Source organism: Pseudomonas sp. P5_152 (assembly GCF_033989915.1).
Classification (GTDB): Bacteria; Pseudomonadota; Gammaproteobacteria; order Pseudomonadales; family Pseudomonadaceae; genus Aquipseudomonas.
This window is the reverse complement of sequence record NZ_JASFAH010000002.1, coordinates 4970021-4989571: the sequence shown is the minus strand read 5'-3', so window position 1 is coordinate 4989571 and position 19551 is coordinate 4970021. Positions and strand designations below refer to the sequence as shown.

19 protein-coding genes are annotated in these 19551 nt (G+C 61.4%); 9 read left to right on the top strand and 10 right to left on the bottom strand.

Going from position 1 to position 19551, the window contains the following annotated elements; all coding sequences use genetic code 11:
• Positions 1–14: 14 nt before the first annotated feature.
• Together QMK50_RS22705 and QMK50_RS22700 are read right to left on the bottom strand one after the other, a co-directional pair.
• Positions 15–893, bottom strand: a complete 879-nt coding sequence (locus QMK50_RS22705; RefSeq protein ID WP_320334011.1) for an SDR family NAD(P)-dependent oxidoreductase — start codon at positions 891–893, stop codon at positions 15–17.
• Complete coding sequence (locus QMK50_RS22700) at positions 890–2632, bottom strand: FAD-binding protein (RefSeq protein ID WP_320334010.1); 1743 nt, start codon at positions 2630–2632, stop codon at positions 890–892. Before QMK50_RS22700 ends, QMK50_RS22705 begins: the two co-directional genes overlap by 4 nt.
• A 263-nt stretch (positions 2633–2895) precedes the next feature.
• Here QMK50_RS22700 and QMK50_RS22695 point away from each other — a divergent pair, with 263 nt between their 5' ends.
• From QMK50_RS22695 to surE, 3 genes are all read left to right on the top strand, one after another.
• Positions 2896–4473, top strand: coding sequence for a DUF1302 domain-containing protein (locus tag QMK50_RS22695; RefSeq protein ID WP_320334009.1), 1578 nt, complete (start codon positions 2896–2898; stop codon positions 4471–4473).
• Between the two features lie 23 nt (positions 4474–4496).
• A complete protein-coding gene (locus QMK50_RS22690) occupies positions 4497–5876 on the top strand; it encodes a DUF1329 domain-containing protein (RefSeq protein ID WP_320334008.1) in 1380 nt (459 codons plus the stop codon).
• A gap of 78 nt (positions 5877–5954) precedes the next feature.
• Positions 5955–6932 carry a 5'/3'-nucleotidase SurE gene (surE, locus tag QMK50_RS22685; RefSeq protein WP_320334007.1) on the top strand — a complete coding sequence of 326 codons (978 nt, stop codon included), beginning with the start codon at positions 5955–5957 and terminating at the stop codon, positions 6930–6932.
• A gap of 153 nt (positions 6933–7085) precedes the next feature.
• Here surE and QMK50_RS22680 read toward each other — a convergent pair whose 3' ends face one another.
• The 4 genes from QMK50_RS22680 to QMK50_RS22665 all read right to left on the bottom strand — a co-directional run bounded on the left by QMK50_RS22680 (position 7086) and on the right by QMK50_RS22665 (position 10678).
• Positions 7086–7544, bottom strand: coding sequence for an REP-associated tyrosine transposase (locus QMK50_RS22680; RefSeq protein ID WP_320334006.1), 459 nt, complete (start codon positions 7542–7544; stop codon positions 7086–7088).
• A 269-nt stretch (positions 7545–7813) separates the two neighbouring features.
• The gene (locus QMK50_RS22675; protein WP_320334005.1) at positions 7814–8929 is read right to left on the bottom strand and encodes a 3,4-dihydroxy-2-butanone-4-phosphate synthase; all 1116 of its coding nucleotides are present in this window, start codon (positions 8927–8929) and stop codon (positions 7814–7816) included.
• A complete protein-coding gene (locus tag QMK50_RS22670; protein WP_320334004.1) occupies positions 8926–9852 on the bottom strand; it encodes an alpha/beta hydrolase in 927 nt (308 codons plus the stop codon). Before QMK50_RS22670 ends, QMK50_RS22675 begins: the two co-directional genes overlap by 4 nt.
• Complete coding sequence (locus QMK50_RS22665) at positions 9839–10678, bottom strand: SDR family NAD(P)-dependent oxidoreductase (protein ID WP_320334003.1); 840 nt, start codon at positions 10676–10678, stop codon at positions 9839–9841. Before QMK50_RS22665 ends, QMK50_RS22670 begins: the two co-directional genes overlap by 14 nt.
• A 146-nt stretch (positions 10679–10824) precedes the next feature.
• On the opposite strand from QMK50_RS22665, the gene QMK50_RS22660 reads away from it, so the two are divergent.
• The 4 genes from QMK50_RS22660 (at position 10825) to QMK50_RS22645 (ending at position 14250) form a co-directional block, all read left to right on the top strand.
• Positions 10825–11868, top strand: coding sequence for a Rieske 2Fe-2S domain-containing protein (locus tag QMK50_RS22660; protein ID WP_320334002.1), 1044 nt, complete (start codon positions 10825–10827; stop codon positions 11866–11868).
• A gap of 136 nt (positions 11869–12004) precedes the next feature.
• Positions 12005–13135: a helix-turn-helix transcriptional regulator gene (locus QMK50_RS22655; RefSeq protein ID WP_320334001.1), complete on the top strand. Its 1131-nt coding sequence runs from the start codon at positions 12005–12007 to the stop codon at positions 13133–13135.
• Between the two features lie 87 nt (positions 13136–13222).
• On the top strand, positions 13223–13771 hold the full coding sequence (gene nudE / locus QMK50_RS22650; RefSeq protein ID WP_320334000.1) for an ADP compounds hydrolase NudE: 549 nt from the start codon (positions 13223–13225) through the stop codon (positions 13769–13771).
• A 311-nt stretch (positions 13772–14082) separates the two neighbouring features.
• Entirely contained in the window at positions 14083–14250 is a 168-nt protein-coding gene (locus tag QMK50_RS22645; protein WP_320333999.1) for a hypothetical protein, read from the top strand.
• A 62-nt stretch (positions 14251–14312) separates the two neighbouring features.
• Here QMK50_RS22645 and dmpG read toward each other — a convergent pair whose 3' ends face one another.
• Genes dmpG through QMK50_RS22625 form a run of 4 tightly spaced genes read right to left on the bottom strand, consistent with a single transcriptional unit; the run spans position 14313 to position 17903 of the window.
• Positions 14313–15347, bottom strand: a complete 1035-nt coding sequence (gene dmpG / locus QMK50_RS22640; protein WP_320333998.1) for a 4-hydroxy-2-oxovalerate aldolase — start codon at positions 15345–15347, stop codon at positions 14313–14315.
• Positions 15348–15360: 13 nt separating this feature from the next.
• A complete protein-coding gene (locus QMK50_RS22635) occupies positions 15361–16269 on the bottom strand; it encodes an acetaldehyde dehydrogenase (acetylating) (protein ID WP_320333997.1) in 909 nt (302 codons plus the stop codon).
• A gap of 18 nt (positions 16270–16287) precedes the next feature.
• Positions 16288–17079, bottom strand: a complete 792-nt coding sequence (locus QMK50_RS22630; RefSeq protein ID WP_320333996.1) for a fumarylacetoacetate hydrolase family protein — start codon at positions 17077–17079, stop codon at positions 16288–16290.
• Positions 17076–17903 carry an alpha/beta fold hydrolase gene (locus tag QMK50_RS22625; protein ID WP_320333995.1) on the bottom strand — a complete coding sequence of 276 codons (828 nt, stop codon included), beginning with the start codon at positions 17901–17903 and terminating at the stop codon, positions 17076–17078. Before QMK50_RS22625 ends, QMK50_RS22630 begins: the two co-directional genes overlap by 4 nt.
• Positions 17904–18172: 269 nt before the next feature.
• Here QMK50_RS22625 and QMK50_RS22620 point away from each other — a divergent pair, with 269 nt between their 5' ends.
• Both QMK50_RS22620 and QMK50_RS22615 read left to right on the top strand, forming a co-directional pair.
• Entirely contained in the window at positions 18173–18949 is a 777-nt protein-coding gene (locus QMK50_RS22620) for an SDR family oxidoreductase (protein WP_320333994.1), read from the top strand.
• On the top strand, positions 18897–19460 hold the full coding sequence (locus tag QMK50_RS22615; RefSeq protein WP_320333993.1) for an SRPBCC family protein: 564 nt from the start codon (positions 18897–18899) through the stop codon (positions 19458–19460). The genes QMK50_RS22620 and QMK50_RS22615 overlap by 53 nt, the downstream gene beginning before the upstream one ends.
• Positions 19461–19551 lie beyond the last annotated feature (91 nt).

Here is a 19551-nt window from a genome sequence, read left to right as displayed (position 1 = left end):
GCCGAGATGACCAGTCAGAGCACCCGCGCCGGATGCTGCTGGCGCGGGTCGCCGAGCATGGCGCGGTGCGAGGGTGGCTGGCGGCCTTCGGCTTCGCTGATGCCATAGCCCGGGGCGATTTCGGCGGTGATCAGGGTCTGCCCGGACAACGCCATCAACTGCGGATCATTGAGCAACGCGTGAATCACCCGCCCATTGAATTGCGGGGTTTCAGCGTGGGCGAGAAACGCCTGGTACTGCTCGCCATGCACTTCACCGGCAATCTTCGTGCGTTCGGTCAACTGCGGACCAAGCCACAGCGACAGCGCCGCCACGCCCTGCCCTTCGAAATCGATCGCCATGTCCGCCGCCAGCTTATCGACACCAGCCTTCTGCGCCCCGTACGCCGGGCCATGCATGTAGCACCCGGCACCGAACGACGAGGTGAAGCAAATCAGTCCTTGGACACTTTTGAGCAACAACGGCGCAGCGTAGAAGCTGGCGATGTACGCAGAACGCAGACCGACATCGAGAATGCATACCAGCTCCAGCGGCTTGGCCCAGAACGGACCGGGTTCGATCAACTGGTCATGGATGAACGCTGCGTTGTTTACCAGCAGGTCCAGGTGCCCGCATTCCTCCGCCACTAGGGCAAACAGCGCCCGCACCTGTGCGTCATCGGCGTGATCACAAACCACTGCGATGCCGCGGCCACCCGCGGCGGTAATCGCCGCCGCGGTGTCTTGCAGCGAGCCACGCAACGCCTGCCCATACAGATTCGATCCGCCCTGTTCGGGGGCGCGACCGGTGACATACACGGTCATTCCCGCTGCCCCCAAAGCCAGGGCGATGCCGCGCCCCACCCCGCGACTGGCACCGGTCACTACGGCGATCTGTGGACGCTGACTGTTCATTCGACACTCCCGAGCAAGGTTCTCGCCGAAGCGGTTTCGCTCTGGCGCTTGATGTGGTTGGCCGCCAGGTAACCAAAGGTCATGGCCGGGCCTATGGTCGAACCGGCACCTGGATAGGTGCGGCCCATCATTGAAGCGGCGCTGTTGCCGATGGCGTACAGGCCGTTGATCGGTTCGCCGTCTTCATGCAACACACGGGCATGCACGTCGGTCAGCAGGCCACCCTTGGTGCCGATGTCCCCGGCGTCGATGCGCACTGCGTAGAACGGGCCTTTGAGCAACGGCGCCAGGCAGGGGTTGGGCTGCACGTTCGGGTCGCCGTAGTAGCGGTCGAACAGCGATTGGCCCTTGTGGAAATCCTCATCGACGCCTTGCACCGCCATGGCGTTGAAACGCTGCACGGTGCGCGCCAGCCCGCCCGCATTGACGCCGATTGTCGTCGCCAACTCTTCCAGGCTCGACGCCTTGTGGAAGTAATCGCGCAGGTGTTGCGGCAACTGCCAGTCACGCTGGGCATAGCCCGGCAGCAAGGCGCCGCACGGGTACTTGCGGCGAAACTCGGCGTCGAACACCATCCAGCACGGCACGCTCGCCGCGCCTTCACGGTTGTTGGCATACATGGCATAGACGATATCGGTGTAGGGCGCGGCTTCGTTGACGAAACGCTCGCCCGCCGCGTTGACCATCACACAACCCGGCAGAGTCCGCTCGACAAACAGTGCACGTTGTTTTTCTTCGCCACGCACATGGGTGGTCGGCGCCCACCAACTGTGTTCCATCAATGCGGTTCGCGCACCAAGGGCCTGGCCGGCGCGGATGCCGTCGCCGGTGTTGTACGGCGGCGTGGCACTCCAGTTCGCCTGGGACGGCTGCGGCAAGTACTGCTCGCGCATCGCCTGATTACGCTCGAAACCACCGGCGGCGATGATCACCCCGTAGCGCGCCTTGACGTTGAGCAACTGACCGTTGCGATTGACCCGCGCCCCGCCAACCCGGTCGCCAACCAGCAGCAGTTCTTCGAGCGCACAGTTGAGCCACAGCGACTTGCCGCGATCCTGTAACGAACAGCGCAAGGCTCCGATCAAGGCATTGCCCAGGGTCAGGAAACGGTCACGACGGGACAAGCGCCGCCCCTCGCGATCACGCCAGTAGCGCCACATCACCCGCAGGGTCAGGCGCAACCAGCCTGGACCACGGCAGAGCAACACTTGCGCTTCCTTCATGGTCATCGCCATACGGCCCATCATCAGGGTGCCAGGGGATGGTGGGCGCATACGCAGGAACTCTTCGCCGAGTTCGGCGGCATCGAACGGTTGCGGATCCATGGAGCGATAGCCCGGTTTTCCGCCCTCGACTTCCGGGTAGTAGTCGGCGTAGCGCGGTTGCGCCTCGAAGCGCACACGTGTCTGGTGTTCGAGGTACTCGACCATCTCGCGGCCGTGCTCGACATAGGCTTCGATACGCCCGTCGTCGATCTCACCATGGGTCACGGCGCGAATATAGGCGATCGCTTCGGCCGTCGAATCGCTGCCGCCGATGGCGTTGATCCGATGGTTGTTGGGGATCCAGATCCCGCCGCCAGACACCGCCGAAGTACCACCGTACTCGCCGCTTTTTTCAATCAGCAGCGCATTCAGGCCCAGGTCGTGGGCGCGCAATGCCGCGGTCATGCCCCCGGCTCCCGAGCCAACCACCAGCACATCACAGCACTCGTCCCATTTGATCCCGGCAGCGTTCATGCGATCACCCTTGTTCAGCGCCCATCAGGCAAAAACCGCCGCTGCCGGATCTTCGCCCGGTGCAGTCGGTCTCGGGATTGTTCGCCGCGCGCGCCGGGTGTTCATCGTCCGATGAGACTAAGGCGCTACCTCACCCCCACCCTGCAAATCGCTTAGTCCGCTTGGACGATGTTGCGCGCAAGTCGTGACTCCATAGTCGCCCACAGCACCAATCACCCCCTGAAATACAGGTCGGGCAGGCCTGACCTGGGCATGAGGACGACATGATAAAAACAATAATCGCCCCACAATCGCTGAATCCGCGCACACAGCTTGTTCTATTGATGCTGGCGGGCGGGCTGAGCACTCAAGTCAACGCATTGAGCTTCCAGCCCAGCGATGACTTGAGCGTCGACTGGGACACGACACTGACCTACAGCCTCGCCTGGCGTACCGAATCGCGCGATCACAAGCTGGTCGCCAATGCCGACGGCAACGACGGTGACAACGCGTTCGACAGAAACAGCCTGATCAACAACCGCAGTGGCTTTCTCACCGAAGCCAACATCAAGTGGCGTGAAGACTACGGGGTGTTTGTCCGCGCGACCGGCTTCTACGACAATGTCTACGACCGCGGCAACGACAACGACACCGGCACCTCGAACTGCTTCGCGGGTGGCCACTGCAGCCGCTCCGATCGTTTTTCCCAGGACACCATCGATCAGCATCGCGACGAATTGCGCATGCTCGATTACTACGCCTACGGCACCTGGGACATCGGCGGCCACAACCTCAATGCGCGCCTGGGTAACCAGGTAGTGAGCTGGGGCGAGAGCCTGTTCTACCCGGGGATATCGGCGGCACAAAGCCCGGTGGATGCCACCAAGTCAACCACCCCGGGGGTCGAGGTCAAGGAAATCCTGCTGCCGGTCGGCCAACTGTTCACCCAGTTCAGCCTCACCGACAGCCTCGATATCCAGGCCTACTACCAATACAAATGGGAGAAGACCGAGCTGTTCGGTGTGGGCAGTTACTTCTCCACCACGGACTACATCGACGAAGGCGGTTTCAACGACGCCACTGGTTTCCTCACTCGCCTGGGCGATGACAAACCAAGTGACAGCGGCCAGTACGGCGTGGCCTTTACCTATGCAGCCGAGTCGCTGAACAACACCGAGTTCGGCATCTACTACTCGCGTTATCACGACAAGACCCCGTCACTGGATTTCCAGACCGAGCTGGGCCACTACCGCGCGCGTTACTTCGACAACATCGACCTGTACGGCGCCAGCTTCTCCACGGTCATCGGTGATGTGAGCTGGGCTGGTGAAGTCAGCTACCGCGATGGTTCGCCAGTGATGGTGGACAACGGCTTCTCCAGCCCGGTGCGCGGCGAGACCCTGCAGGCGCAGACCTCGGCGATCTACGTGGTTGGCCCGACCTCCTGGGCCGACAACACTACCCTGACGGGCGAAGTCGTCTACAACACAGTGCTCGACAACGACAAGTCGCAGCCGCTGACCCTGGCCCCCGGCTTCTCCCTGCCAGGCACCGACAGCCTGGTCTACGACCGCGATGCCTGGGGCTACACGGTCCAGGTCAACTTTGATTACAACAACGTGTTCAGCGGTTGGGACATGGCCGTGCCAGTGACCTACAGCACCGCCGCCCAGCATGACAGCGCCTTGGTGGGCTCGATCAACTCGGGCCAGGGCGACGACCGCGCGAGCGTCGGCAGTTCGTGGCGCTACCTGGGCAACTTCACCGTCGAGGCCCGCTACAACGCTTACCTCGGCAACGCCAACAACAGCCCGTTGGCCGACCGCGACAACGTCGCGCTCAATTTCAAATACCGGTTCTGATTCCCCAATCGGAGGAGCACAGCATGTCCAGATTCACCCAAACATTATTGAGCACCGCGCTGACCGTCGGCTTGCTCGGCAGCGGCCTGACCTACGCCAAGGTCAGCCCCGAAGAAGCCGCCCGCCTGGGCCAGGACCTGACCCCGATGGGCGCCGAAAAGGCCGGCAACGCCGATGGCAGCATCCCGGCCTGGAGCGGCAAATGGCTCGGCCTGCCGCCAGGCCTGAAGTTTGACGGCCCCGGCACGCCATACCCGGACCCCTATGCTGCGGAAAAACCGTTGTTCGTGATCGACTCCAAGAACATGGACAAGTACGCCGCTAACCTCACCGACGGCCAGAAGGCGTTGCTCAAGCGCTACCCTGCTACCTTCAAGATCCCGGTGTACCCGAGCCACCGCGATTTCCGCGTAGATCCGAAACTGGTCGAAGCGGTAAAGAAAAACGCGGTTACCGCCGAGTTGGACAACGACAACAACGACACCAAAAACGCCTGGGCCGGTTCGCCGTTCCCGATTCCGCAGAACGGTAGCGAGTTGATGTTCAACCACACCCTCGCCGGTCGGGCCGCCGCCGAAGAGGCCAACTACCGGCAAGCGGTGGTCTACTCGAACAAGGAGCGGGTGATCGAAGAGGTCAATTACAAGATCTTCTCGATCTGGTCCGACCCGGACAGAACCCGGGAAAGCGCCAATGGCATTCTCACCAACTTCCTGATCACCACCCTGGAGCCGGTGCGCAAGAAAGGCGAAATCGTCGTCGGCCACGAGTTCATCAACCCGACCGCTTCGCCACGCCAGGCCTGGCAGTACAGCCCGGGACAACGCCGGGTACGTCGCGCGCCGACAGTGGGCTACGACTCGCCGACCGGCGCCGGGGGTTTCCGCGTCTACGACGAAGACCGTTTGTTCAACGGCGCGCCAGACCGCTACAACTGGACCATCGTCGGCAAGAAGGAAATCTACATTCCGTACCACAACTACAAGATCGACGACCCGAGTGTCAGCACCGAGCAGATCCTGGACACCACTGGCCACGTTGACCCGCAGTACATGCGCTATGAAAAACACCGCGTCTGGGTGCTGCAAGCGACCCTCAAGGAAGGCGCCCGGCACATTTACGCCAAGCGCGTGATCTACCTGGACGAGGATACCTGGGCCGCGACCCTGGCTGACAACTACGACAGTCGCGGGCAACTGTGGCGCACCAATATGCAGACCTCCATCTACGCCTATGAGATGCAGCGTTACCACGCTCGCCTTGGCATCTACCATGACCTGATTGCCGGCTCGTATCTGGTTGACCGAATGCTGATCGATCAGAAGCCGGCCAAGCTCAACGCCACCGCCTTCTCCGAAGACGAGTTCACCCCAGGCAACCTGCGCAAACTCGGCACCCGCTAAAACCACAGCGCCCCGACCGATTCATTCGGTCGGGGCGTTATGCTTGATAAAATCCGCTCCGCCCACGGAAGACTGCCCATGAACAAACTCCTCACCGGCGTCATCGCCATGGCCAGCGTTGGCCTGTCGATGCAAGCCAATGCCCTGAACATCCTGCTGACCAACGACGATGGCTGCCGCGCACCCGGCATCGATGCGATGTACCGCGCCCTGACCACCGCCGGGCATCAAGTCACCCTGGTTGGCCCATTGAATGACAGCAGTGGCATCAGCGCTGCCAGCGTGGTGGTGCCCGGTCAGGCATTGGCCGTGACTGAGTTGGCGCCGGGGCGGTTTTGCGTCGGGGCTCCAGAAGGTTATAGCCCGCCTGTCGGCAAGACATCAGCCATTGGCACGCCGGTGGATGCGGTCAACGTTGGACTCGATGTGATCCTCAAAAACAACCGGCCAGACCTGGTGGTCTCGGGCAGCAACTTTGGCGAAAACGTCGGTCCGCTGACGCAGATGTCCGGCACTCTCAACGCCGCCGTGCGCGCGATGTTCAAGGGGATTCCGGCGGTGGCGGTGTCCACGGCCATCGACATGGACCTGATCATGGCCGATCAACAGGCTGGTTATCGAAAGACGCTTGGCGCCATGGACGATACCGCGCGGTTTGCGGTGAGGGTCATCCAGGCAGCATCACTTGCCGGTGTAGAAGCTAAGCAGGCCTGCGCCAAGGACAAGCAACAGTGCGAGTTGAACGTACTCGGCCTGCCCGCCGTAAACGGTCTGAACCTCAACTACCCGCCGCTCAAGCCGCAAGAGGTCAAGGGCGTGAGCTTTGCCCCGATCGGCAATTGGGACCGCGTCAACTTCACCTCACAACGCGGCAGCGACGGCGTGGTCCACGTCAACCTGGCTCCACCGTCCACACCAACAGCCGCCCAGCAAAAGGCCGATGCGTATCAGTTGTGGCAGGGGCATGCGGTGATCACCGTGATCGACGGCAACATGACCGCACCGGATGCGGTGCAGGATCGGGCGAAGAAGATGTTGCAGGGGATCAAGCCTTAAGGGCAATGCACTTTCGACATTGATGTCTCTTGATACTCCGCCATCGCGAGCAAGCTCGCTCCCACAGGGTTATCAGGTGTACGCAAAGTCTGCGAACACCCAGATCCACTGTGGGAGCGAGCTTGCTCGCGATGGTGGCAACGCGGTTTCGGGTCAAACCCATATCGCGTCCCACAGCGGATAATCGCCAAGCTTCTTCACCAACCCAGCCCGCAGTGGGTTGGCGACGACATATCGAGCAAGCTTTACCAGATACTCATCCCGCCTCAATGCCCGATCGTGATAGCCCTGTTGCCAAAGGCTGCCTCTACGGCCACCAGCCAGGTTCACAGCCCGCGTACTCAACGATTTGGTTTTTTGCATCAGCTGACTGAGGGAACACTGCTGCAGCTCGATCAACCAATGAAAATGATCGGGCATGACGACCCAGGCTAAAGAGTTCGCCCGACTTTGTTCCTGCGCTTCTCGAAATTGTTCAACGACCAATCTTCCCAAGGCGAAATCCTTGAAGACAGGTTCTCTATCAAGTGTGTTGGTGGTAAGCAGATAAATCCTGTTGGACTCAGCATAACGACCGATACGTAGACGATGTGAAGCAGGTAAATCAGGCATTCCATTGCCCTCTCCATAATCAAATCATAAAGAAGGCTAGACCGGTTAATGCTTGGACTCTGAGGCAGCTTGCGACGGGATGTGTCTGGTAGATAGCTATCGCGAGCAAGCTCGCTCCCGCAGGGGTGGGTGTACGCAATATTCATCGACAACCGGATTTATTGTGGGAGCGGGCTTGCCCGCGAAGAGGCCGGTACATTCAACCTTGTTGCTGACTGACCGACTGCCTTCACGGGCAAGCCCGCTCCCACAGGGTTATAGGTATTGCTTCAGATCGGGGGTTGGAACGGTACGAATTCCGTCACTTGCAGATCGAAGCCCGACACGGCCTTGTATGGCACCGGCGAACTCATCAGGCGCATTTTGCGTACGTTCTGGTCCCGCAGGATTTGCGCTCCCACGCCCAAGGTCCGTTGCGGAAATTGCGGTGGACACGGCTTACCGCCGCTGCGCTGGCGCAACTGCTCCAGCACGCCGTCGGCGGTTTCCTTGTGTGCCAGCAGCACCAGGACACCGCATCCGGCGGCGGCAATGCTCGCCAGTGAACGCTCGAGGGTCCACTGCTGCGGCCCGCCTTCGCTTTCGCAACCCAGGGCATCGCGCAAGGTCTCGATGCTTTGCACCCGCACCAGTGCCGGTTGCGTGCTGTCGATCCTGCCCTTGACCAGCGCCAGGTGCAGCGAGCCCTGGTAGGTGTCCTGGTAGGTCGTCACGCGGAACTCGCCGTGGCGGGTATGCAAGGGGTATTCGCCACCGCGCTCGATCGTGCCTTCATGCAGGATGCGGTAGTGAATCAGGTCGGCAATGGTGCCGATCCGCAAGCCATGGCGTTGGGCGAAGTCATGCAGCTCGGCACCACGGGCCAGTTCGCCATCTTCATTGAGAATGCCCACCAGGGTTGCCGCCGGTTGCAGTCCCGCTAGTCGCGTCAGGTCGCAAGCGGCCTCGACATGCCCGGCCCGCTGCATCACGCCGCCGGGCAAGGCTTGCACCGGAAAGATATGCCCAGGTTGCACCAGGTCCGTCGGAACGCTGGCCGGGTCGACCGCCACCTGGATCGACCTCGCCCGGTCTGCTGCCGAGATGCCCGTGGACACCCCGGTGGCGGCTTCGATCGAGCGGGTGAAACCCACGCCATGTTGCGCCCGGGAGTTGGGCACCATCAGATCCAGGCCCAGCGCGCGGCAGCGCTGCTCGGTCAGGGCCAGGCAGATCAACCCGCGCGCCTGCACCGCCATGAACGTGACGGCCTCGGCCCCGGCCTGTTCGGCGGCCATCAGCAGCGAGCCTTCGCCGTTGTGTTCGTCGTCGGTGATCACCACCATCTGCCCTGCGCCAATGGCCTCGATCAGTTGCGGCACCGTGTTGAAAGCCAAGCCGTTCATTTGAATGCTCCGCGCAGGTCGGCCGCCGCATCGGACAAGGCCTGTGCCGCCCCTTCGACAAACGGCGCCATGCTGATAAAGCCATGGATCATGCCGTCACAACGCTGTACCCGCACAGGCACGCCGGCCTCGCGCAAGCACTCGGCCATTGCCTCGCCTTCATCGCGCAACGGGTCATATTCGGCGGTAATCAGGGTCGTTGGCGGCAATCGCGCCAGACTCTCGGCGCGAAGTGGCGAGGCCAATGGGTTCTCCGCCTGCCCGACGTCTTGCAGGTACTGCTGCCAGAACCAGCGCATCATCCCGGCGGAAAGCAGATAGCTCTCGGCAAAGTCTTCGAAGGACTGACTGTCGCATCCCGCATCGGTGACCGGATAGAACAGGCACTGATAGCTGATCTTCGGTCCCTTGCGTTGCGCCGCCAATTGGCTGACCGCCAGCGCCAGATTGCCACCGGCGCTGTCCCCGGCCACGGCCAACCGGGTACCATCGATGCGCAGTTCAGCGGCGTGCTCAACCAGCCAGCAGGTGGCCGCATAACAATCGAGGGGGGCCGCCGGGAACTTGTTTTCCGGTGCCAGTCGATAGGCGACCGACACCACCACCGCCTCGGTCTGGCGGGCCAGCGAGCGGCAGAGATTGTCGTGGGTATCGAGGTTGCCCATGACGAATCCGCCGCCATGGAAAAACACCAGCAATGGCAGGTCGGGTTCTTCCGATGGCCGGTACAGCCGAGCGTCCAGATCACCGTCCGCACCGGCCACTTTCAAGTCGCGCACCACGCTCATCGGGTCGCCGGGGATGGCCGGCAGCAGGTTGTCCGAGAACTGCCGGTACTGAGCGGCATCGACCTGGCTGAAATCGGGCTCGGGGATGTCGCGAAACTGCTGGAGCACCCCGGCGATCTGCTTATCGAGCGGCATGGGCTTTGTCCTCTACGTCGGCCATTTGAAACTGCGGATTGGTCTCGCCCAGGATGCTTTGTACCCGGCGCTCAAGGGCCGGCTTGAAACCCTTATGGGGCAGGATCCAGAAACGTTTTTGCGCGATGGCGGCGAACACTTGCGCGGCCAGCTCCGCTGGGGTCATGCCCTGGCGAATGGTACTGTCGAGCAGTTGGCTGAAGCCGGATCCAGCGGTGTCCACCACCTGGTTCGAGGTCATGATTTCACTGGCCACCGGCCCTGGGCACAGCACCGAAACCGACACCAGCGCACCGAGCATGGCGAGTTCATAATGCAGCGTTTCCGAGAGCGCGACCACGGCCTGCTTGGTCACGTTGTACGGCGCCATCAGCGGACTGCTGACCAACCCGGCAAGGGATGCCGTGTTGATCACATGGGCGGCCCGGCCCTGACTGAGCAACAGCGGTACAAAGCTGCGAATGCCGTTGATCACACCCTTGAGGTTGACGTCCAGCATTCGCTGCCATTGCGCCTCGGTGATTTCCCAGCTGAATCCGGTTTGCATCACCCCGGCGTTGTTGAACAGCAGGTCGACCCCGCCAAAGTGCTCGACTGCCTGGTCACGCAAGCGCTCGACCTGCTTCACATCACTGACATCGGTGACGCATGCAATCGTTTGTACACCGCGGGCCTTCAATCCGTCGCACAGGGCTTGCAGGCCCGCGGCATCTCGATCCGCCAGCACCAGGCGCATGCCCAGCATCGCCGCGTGTTCGGCCAGCCCGCGGCCAATACCACTGGCGGCCCCGGTAATCACCGTCACCCGCCCTTGTTCATTACTCATCGCCAACTCCTGCCATGGGTCCAATGGCGCCAGTAGAGCGGGCCGGCCCAAAGCAGCCATCGTCCATTCAGACGATGCCCGCTTTTACAGGGTCGGCAGAATCCCTTACATGCGCCAAACCCGTGAGCCCTTGGGAGAATAATAAGATGAGTACCCTGCACCGCATCGAAGCCAAACTGCTGGAAGACCGCTACGCCCGCGGCTGGCACTGCCTGGGCCTGGCCGCGCAATACCGCGACGGCAAGGCCCATCGCCTGGAGGTGTTCGGCACCCGTCTGGTGGCGTTCCAGGGTGAAGACGGCGAACTGCATGTTCTGGATGGCTACTGCCCGCACATGGGCGCCGACCTGAGCACCGGTTGTGTCGAAGGCAACTCGATCCGTTGCCCGTTCCACGCCTGGCGCTGGGGTGCCGATGGCGTGTGCGATGACATCCCTTATGCCAAACGCATTCCGCCACGGGCCAAAATCAAAAGCTGGCCGATCATGGAAGAGAACCAGTTGCTGTTTGTCTGGAACGATCCCGAAGGCAACCCGCCGCTGCCCGAGCAACGTATCCCGCGCATCGACGCCTGCTACAGCGACGAATGGGCCGCATGGGAAGTAGCCGAATTGCAGATTGGCACCAACTGCCGCGAATTGATCGACAACATCGCCGACATGGCGCACTTCGGCACCGTCCACGGCGCGCCGGTCGAAGAGTTCATCAACATTTTCGAAGGCCACCTGGCTACCCAGCTCATGCGCGCCCGCAGTGAGCGCCTGTCCGGCGACAGCGTGTTGAGCACCGAAGCCACCTATTTCGGCCCGGCCTACCAGATCACCGAGATGACCGGTGCGATGAACGGCCAGCCAATCCATTCGATCCTGCTCAACTGCCACGTACCGATCGATCTCGACAGCTTCACCCTGCGTTACGGCGTGCTGGTGAAAAAGATCCCGGGGCTCAGCGAAGAGCAGAACCAGGCGATGGCCAAGGCCTATGTGGCGCAGGCGCAGGCAGCCTTCTACGAAGACGTGGCCATCTGGCACAGCAAGACCCGCGTCGACAACCCGCTGCTGTGTGACGGTGATGGGCCGGTCTATCAGTTGCGCCGTTGGTACGAGCAGTTCTACACCGATGTCCAGGCGCTGTCTTCGGATGTGCACGAGCATAAGAAATTTGTCGTGCGTGCCCGCGAACGTGTCTGATAGCAGCGGCTTTTCGCCCGCCCCGGGCCCGTCCGGCAGCCGCCGGTCAGGCCCGGAGCCCGAACGTTGCAAGGAGTCGATACCGGCGCTTATTCTCGGCCACCGCCAACGCTAATAATAAAAAACGGTTTTCCCTATGCAGCAGAGCCTCAGCCTCGATACGTTCAGTGATTTGCTCGGCAACCTTTATCAGGGGCCGCTGGAAACCATTCCCTGGGCGACTTTTCTCAATCAGCTCAATGTGCATCTGAACAGTAAGTATGTGACCTTCATCCTGCGTCCGCCCAGCGCCCATGTGGACGGTTTGATGGTCAACACCACCGGCACCTCGACCGAGGCGACCGCGTCCTACAACAAACACTTTTTCAGCCTCGATCCGTTTGTCGACCTGCCCAACCGCCAGGTGGTGACTCTTGCCGAATTCGTCTCCAACGACGATTGGCAAAACTGCGAGTTCTACAAGAATTTCCTCGAGCCAGTGGACGTGTTCCACATCCTCGGTGCCGACATCAACACCGTCGATGGCGCCCAGTGCCGCATTCGCATCAGCCGCGGGCGTGCGGACAAGCCTTTCGGCAATGAAGAAAAGGCCATGCTTACGCATTTCATTGCGCACCTGGAACGCTCGATCAAGATCCACATGCAGCTCAACCGCATCGAAGCCGAACGCAACCTGTACGCCGGTGCGGTGAACCAGATGGCGGTCGGCACGATCATCCTCGACGAGTCCGGCAAGGTGCTGCAGACCAATCAGGTTGCTGACCGGCTGATCCAGGAAAAGGACGGGATCAAACTGGTCAACGATAGCTTGCAGGTCGGTACGGCCCGGGATACCCAGGAGTTTCGCCGACTGGTCAAGCAATCGCTGCTGTCGCAAAAAAGCAGTAACCCCTCAGTGGTCGAAGCCTTACGCGTGCAGCGACCGTCCGGCAAAGCGGATTTGGGGATCATCGTGCGTTCGGTACCATTGACCGACTGGAGCGAAGGCAAGCAGTGCCCGACCGTGGTGATTTTCATCAGCGACCCGGAGCAACAATCCACCGCGCCCCAGGAGATCGTCCGCGCGTTGTTTGACTTCACTCCGGCGGAAACCCAGCTTGCCATGCTGTTGGCCAACGGCTTGACCCTGGATGAAGCATCGGAAGAGCTGGGCATCAGCCGCAATACCTCGCGGGCGCACCTGCGTTCGACCTTCTCCAAGACCGGTGTAACCCGCCAGACCATGCTGGTACGCCTGATCCTGCGCAGCGTGGCGACCCTCGGCTAACGGTCATCGTCACCCTCGTCCGCTTGGACGATGGCGGCCCTTGTTGCACGGCGCACAGTGTGATTATCCCAAACAGGGGCCTGACCCATGCGCAACTGCCCAACCATCCTCAAGACTGAACTGCTGGCCGAAAGTGGCCACTTCCAGATCGAAGCCCTGCACCTGCAGTTCAGCAATGGCCAGCAGCGGGTCTACGAGCGTCTGCGCGGCACCGGGTATCGCTCGGTGATGCTGGTGGCGATGCCTGATCCAGAGCATGTGTTACTGGTGCGCGAGTACGCGGTCGGTGTGGAGAAGACCATTCTTGGCCTGCCCAAGGGTGGCGCAGAGCCCGATGAAGACTACTTGCAGGCGGCGCAGCGCGAGTTGAGCGAGGAAGTCGGCATGCGCGCCGCCCGCCTCACCGAGCTGGGCGAGCTGACGCTGGCCCCGGGACATTTGTGTCACCGCTACCGCGTAGTGTTGGCCGAACAACTGAGCCCCTGCCAACTGGTCGGCGACGAACCCGAACCCCTGGAATGCCTGAACGTGCCATTGGCGCAAGTCCCCGAGCTGGTGGCACGGGGCGAGCTGCATGAAGCCCGGGCCATTGCAGCGCTGTTCATGGCCATAGCCGCCCTCGCCCAACGCATCTGACACCCCAGCAGTACATCCAGTATCCATGTCGCCTGGTAGGCCGCCATCGCGAGCAAGCTCGCTCCCACATTAGTGACTTGAGTACTACGCCGATTTGCATACAACCATCGAACATGTGGGAGCGAGCCTGCTCGCGATGAGGGCGGCACATCCAGCATCCATTTCACTGACTCTCCGCCATCGCGAGCAGGCTCGCTCCCACAGGGTACGGAGTCGCTGGTGATTGAAGGGCTAGTCCATTCGGACGAAGTCACTGGCGAGCCGCCGCCATAACCTGTCTCTACAACAATAAAACCGTGTCGAGACTCATCATGCGCAAAACTACTTGTGCTCTGTTCATCATCCTCTGTGCCGGTGCTTCCATCAGTCTGTGCCAGCTGTTCAAGAATGAAGCCTACCGACCCACCACGGCCTACTTCAGCTGTTCGAGCACAGCGATCCAGTGCTATCCACCCGTGGTACGCAATCTGCTGCCCTGAGCCGGGTTTCCACTGGCCATGAAAAAACCACCGGATCGGTGGTTTTTTCGCTGCCGTAACACTCAGGTAGGCAGTACACCCCTGGCCCGCGACAGGGTCAGCGCCAGGTCTTCAATCATGTCTTCCTGACCGCCCACCGTGCCACGTCGTCCCAGCTCCACCAGCAGTTCACGAGCTGCGATGCCGTACTTTTGCTCTGCGCGCTTGGCGAACAGCAGGAACGAACTGTAGACCCCGGCGTACCCCAGGGTCAGGGCATCGCGGTCGAGACGGATCGGCTGGTCCATCATCGGCACCACCAGGTCTTCGGCGACGTCCATGATTTTGTACAGATCCACGCCACTGTTGACGCCCATACGCTCCAGCACCGCGACGAACACTTCCAGCGGCGTATTGCCCGCCCCGGCGCCCAGCCCCGCCACCGAACCGTCGATCCGTGCCGCACCGGCCTCGATGGCCGCCAGGGAGTTGGCAATGGCCATGCCCATGTTGTGGTGGCCGTGAAAGCCGACTTCGGTCCCGGTGTTCAACCCGGCACGCAAGGCAGCGATTTTTTGTGTCACCTCATCGGGCAGCATGTAGCCGGCCGAATCCGTGCAGTAGATGCAATTGGCGCCGTAGCTTTCCATCAGCCGTGCCTGCTCCAGCAGCTTCTCGGGGCTGACCATGTGCGCCATCATCAGGAAGCCGACGGTGTCCAGGCCCATCTTTGCCGACATGCCGATGTGTTGGCCAGAGACGTCCGCTTCGGTGCAATGGGTGGCGACGCGAATGGTCGACACGCCGTGTTCGTGGGCCATTTTCAGGTGATCAAGGGTACCGATCCCCGGCAGCAGCAACGCCGAAACCTTGGCCTGCCGCATTTTCGGGATCACCGCGGCGAAGTACTCTTCGTCGCTGTGGGCGGGAAAGCCGTAGTTCAACGAAGCTCCGCCCAGGCCATCGCCGTGGGTGATTTCAATCAGCGGCACACCGGCCTCATCGAGGCCGGTGGCCACCGAGACCATCTGCTCGATACTGATCTGGTGCTGTTTGGCGTGCATGCCGTCGCGCAGGCTCATGTCATGCAGACGGACGCTCTTACCTTGCAAATTCATAGCGATTCTCCACTCAACGGGCAGGCAATTGCAGGGTGCCCTTGTGGGCTTCTTCGGCGAACATCTCGGCCGTGCGCAAACCGGCGGCGGTCATGATGTCGAGGTTGCCGGCAGACTTGGGCAGGAAATCGCCGAGACCTTCGACCTCGATGAAAATCGACACTTTGCGTCCGTCGAACACCGGCCCGTTGATCAGCTTGTAGCCGGGTACATAGCGCTGCACTTCGCGCACCATCTCCAGCACCGAGGCACGGATCGCGTCCTGGTTCGGCTCGTCATCGGTCAGGCAGTGGATGGTGTCGCGCATCATCAGCGGCGGCTCGGCCGGGTTGATCACGATAATTGCCTTGCCCCGTCGAGCGCCGCCGATCTGCTCGACTGCGCCGGCCGTGGTGCGGGTGAACTCATCGATGTTCTGCCGCGTGCCCGGCCCCACCGAACCGGAGGACACCGTGGCAACGATCTCGCCGTAGCTCACCGGTTGTACCCGCGACACCGCCGCCACCATCGGGATGGTCGCCTGGCCACCGCAAGTGACCATATTGACGTTCATCGCCAGGCTCGACGCGTGCTGCTTGAGGTTGACCGGCGGCACGCAGAACGGGCCGATGGCCGCCGGCGTGAGGTCGATCATGATCACCCCGAGTTCGTTGAGCTTGCGGCTGTTTTGCGCGTGCACGTACGCCGAGGTGGCATCGAAGGCGATGCGAATGTCATCGTCGAGCACGTGGGGCAGCAAGCCGTCGACACCCCCGGCGGTGGTTTTGATGCCCAGCTCCCTGGCACGTTTCAGGCCTTCGGATTCAGGATCGACGCCAACCATCCACACCGGCTCGATCCATTGCGAGCGGCACATTTTCATCAGCAGATCAGTGCCGATATTGCCCGGGCCGATAATGGCCGCTCTGAGTTTTTTGCTCATGGGGTCAAACTCCAAAAGTCAGGCGCAGAAAGACACCCGGGCGCTGCCCAGGCCATCAATGGTCAACTCAAAACCGTCGCCGGCACGGGCCGGCTCCAGTGGCACCAGCGAGCCGGACAAAATGATTTCCCCGGCCTTGAACGGAATGCCGAAGGCGCCCAGGGTGTTGGCCAGCCAGGCCACTGCGGTCAACGGATTACCCTGCACCGCCGAACCCAGGCCTTCACTCAATGGCTGACCATTCTTGAACACACGCATGCGCAGGTTCGGCAGATCCAGTTCTCGGGGATCGACCTGGCTGTCGCCCAGGACAAACACGCCGCAGGAAGCGTTATCGGCCACGGTGTCCTGAATGCGGATGCGCCACTCGTGAATCCGCGAATCGACGATCTCGAAGCACGGCATCACGTATTCGGTGGCGGCCAGTACGTCAGCTTCGGTGATACCGGGGCCGACCAGGTCCTGCTTGAGTTTGAAGGCAATCTCGCCCTCGGCACGAGGCTGGATCAGTTTGTTGGCCGCCAGGGAAATCTGCGCACCATCGGTGAAGGCCATCTGCCGCGTGATAAAGCCGAAATCCGGCTGGTGCACGTTGAGCATCTGCTGGACTGCCGCCGAGGTTACGCCGATTTTCTTGCCGACGATCTGGTCACCGGCGGCTACGCGACGCTCAATCGCGTACAGGGAAATGTGATAGGCGTCTTCGATGCTGATCGTCGGCCAGCGCTCGGTCAGCGGTGCCAGGGTCGTGCCGCCAAGCAGCGCTTGATAAAGCTCTTCGCCGAACTCACGGCGCAATTGCACGCTCATCCGCGGGCCTCCTGAAGAAACGCCAGGCACTCGCGGTTGAACAGCGCACGGTGCTCGACCTGAACCCAATGCCCGCATTCGCTGAGCATCACGAAACGGATCCCGGAGCAGTTTTCGAGCATGGTCTGGGCGCCGGAGGACGGGCAGAATTTATCGTTGATGCCCCAGAAGCCGAGGATCGGGCATTGCAACTCGCCCAGCCGCGCAGTCATGTTCGGCACCTGCATGGTCGACAGAACGCACACTGGTTGCTGTTGCACCACGGCCACACGCTCGTTGACGGTTTCGTCGCTGATCAGGGTTTCGTCGAACAGTTGCAACGCCAGCAAACGACGCATGCCCACCGCATCGTTCAGCTCACCCTTGGCGAACGCCGCGCCCATTTTCTGGATGCCTTCCATCTGCAGGTAATACTGTTCTTTTTCCATTAGACCGCCGGGCGCCATCAACACCAGACGGCTGACGCGCTGCGGTTGATCAAGGGCCAGTTTGATCGCGATCGCACCGCCCAGGGAGTTGCCAACCAGCACACAATGCTGGAGGTCGAGGGCATCGAGCAGACCACTCAGTGCGGCAACGAAGAAGTCCAGGGTGTAGAGGGTGTCGGGTTTATCGGACGCGCCATAGCCCGGCAGGTCGGGAACGATCACCCGGTAGCCGGCCTCGGCAAACACTGGGTAGTTCTGCTTGAAATTGCTGTGACCGCTGGCGCCCGGCCCGCTGCCATGAATGAATATCACCGGCTCGCCACTGCCGGTGTCCTTGTAGTGCAGCTGCAAACCATCCGGCAGCGTAACGAAGTGCCCTTGCGCTGAAGCGCCCATAAGGTGTCCTCCCGGCCTGTTGTTGTAGTCGGATTATTCCGAGGGGCCGGGAGATCAACATCGTCCGACAAGACTACGCCCCCTGTAGGAGCGAGCCTGCTCGCGATGGTCGTCAACGATGACGCTGGATGCCTGACACCCCGCGGTGTTCTCAGGTCCATCGCGAGCAGGCTCGCTCCTACACGGTCTCTAGTCTCATCGGACGTTGGATAACACGGTCGGCAGACCTAGCATCGAAGGCATTCCCGAGCGACAAAAAGAGAATTCCCATGCTTGATCCGATGGACTTTCGCGGCAAAGTGGTACTGGTCACCGGCGGTGGCAAAGGTGTGGGTCGCGGCATCAGCCAACGCTTTCTCGACTGCGGCGCCGAGGTGGTGATTTGCGGTCGGGAAGCACCACAAACCTTGCCGGCCAGCGCGGGGCGCGAGGCGTTGTTCATGCCCTGCAACCTGCGGGACGTCGAGCAATCCGGGCGCTTGATCGAGCAAATCGCCAAGTATTTCGGTCGCCTCGATGTATTGGTCAACAACGCCGGCGGTTCGCCGAATGCCGACGCTGCTACAGCCTCGCCGCGTTTCAGCGAGGCAATCATCCGTTTGAACCTGATCGCACCGCTGAACCTGTGCCAACAGGCCAACCAGGTAATGCAGGGCCAGGCTGAAGGCGGTGTAATCATCAACATCTGCAGCGTCAGTGCCACCCGCCCTTCCCCCGGCACCGCCGCTTATGGCGCGGCCAAGGCCGGTCTGCTGAACCTGACCACTTCGCTGGCGGTGGAATGGGCGCCGAAGGTGCGGGTCAACGCCGTCACCGCCGGGCTGATTCTCACCGAGCAAGCGGCCATGCATTATGGTGACGACGCGGGCATTGCCCGGGTGGCGGCGACCATTCCGTTGCAACGACTGGCGAATCCGGAAGACATCGGCGATACCTGCCTGTACCTGGCCTCTACGCTGGCCCGCTACGTCAGCGGCGCGGATATTGCGGTGCATGGCGCCGGAGAACGACCGGCGTTTCTTGATGCCGCCCAATCCCATTCATAAGAGGAACTCAGACATGCCCGCGACTGCCAGCCACAGCGTTTTGCTCGATCTCACGCCTCAAGCCGCATGGGCCAAATTGCGTGACTTGAGCCTTGCCCCGCACTACGTGCCCGGGTTGATCGGTTGCCAGTTTTATCCCGGCGCACACGAAGGCCTCGGCGCCAGTCGCCGGGTGTTGCGCAAGGGTGGGCAATATCTGGATGAAAGCGTGGTGCAATGGAAGGACGGCTTCGGGTTTGTGCTGCGGTTGCACAAGGGCAACAGTGATTCGCCCTTTCCGTTTCGTCGGGCGAGTTTCAGTTATGCCTTGCAAGCCGAAGGCAACGCGACGCGCATCACCCTGCAAATGAGCTACAGCCTGCGCGGTGGCAGGCTGATGGAATTACTTTTGGGAAAAGCCTTCAACAAAGTCGTGCGGCAAATTGCCGAAAACCTCAAGGCCTACTACGAAACCGGCCGAACGCAGAATCCGGATAGGGCAGTTGGCACATCCAACATCAATGTCGCCTGACATGCCGCAATCGCTGGCAAGCCAGCTCCCACAGGGGATCGGGGGGCTCGCAATGCCAAGGTCACCACAAAAACTGTGGGAGCTGGCTGCG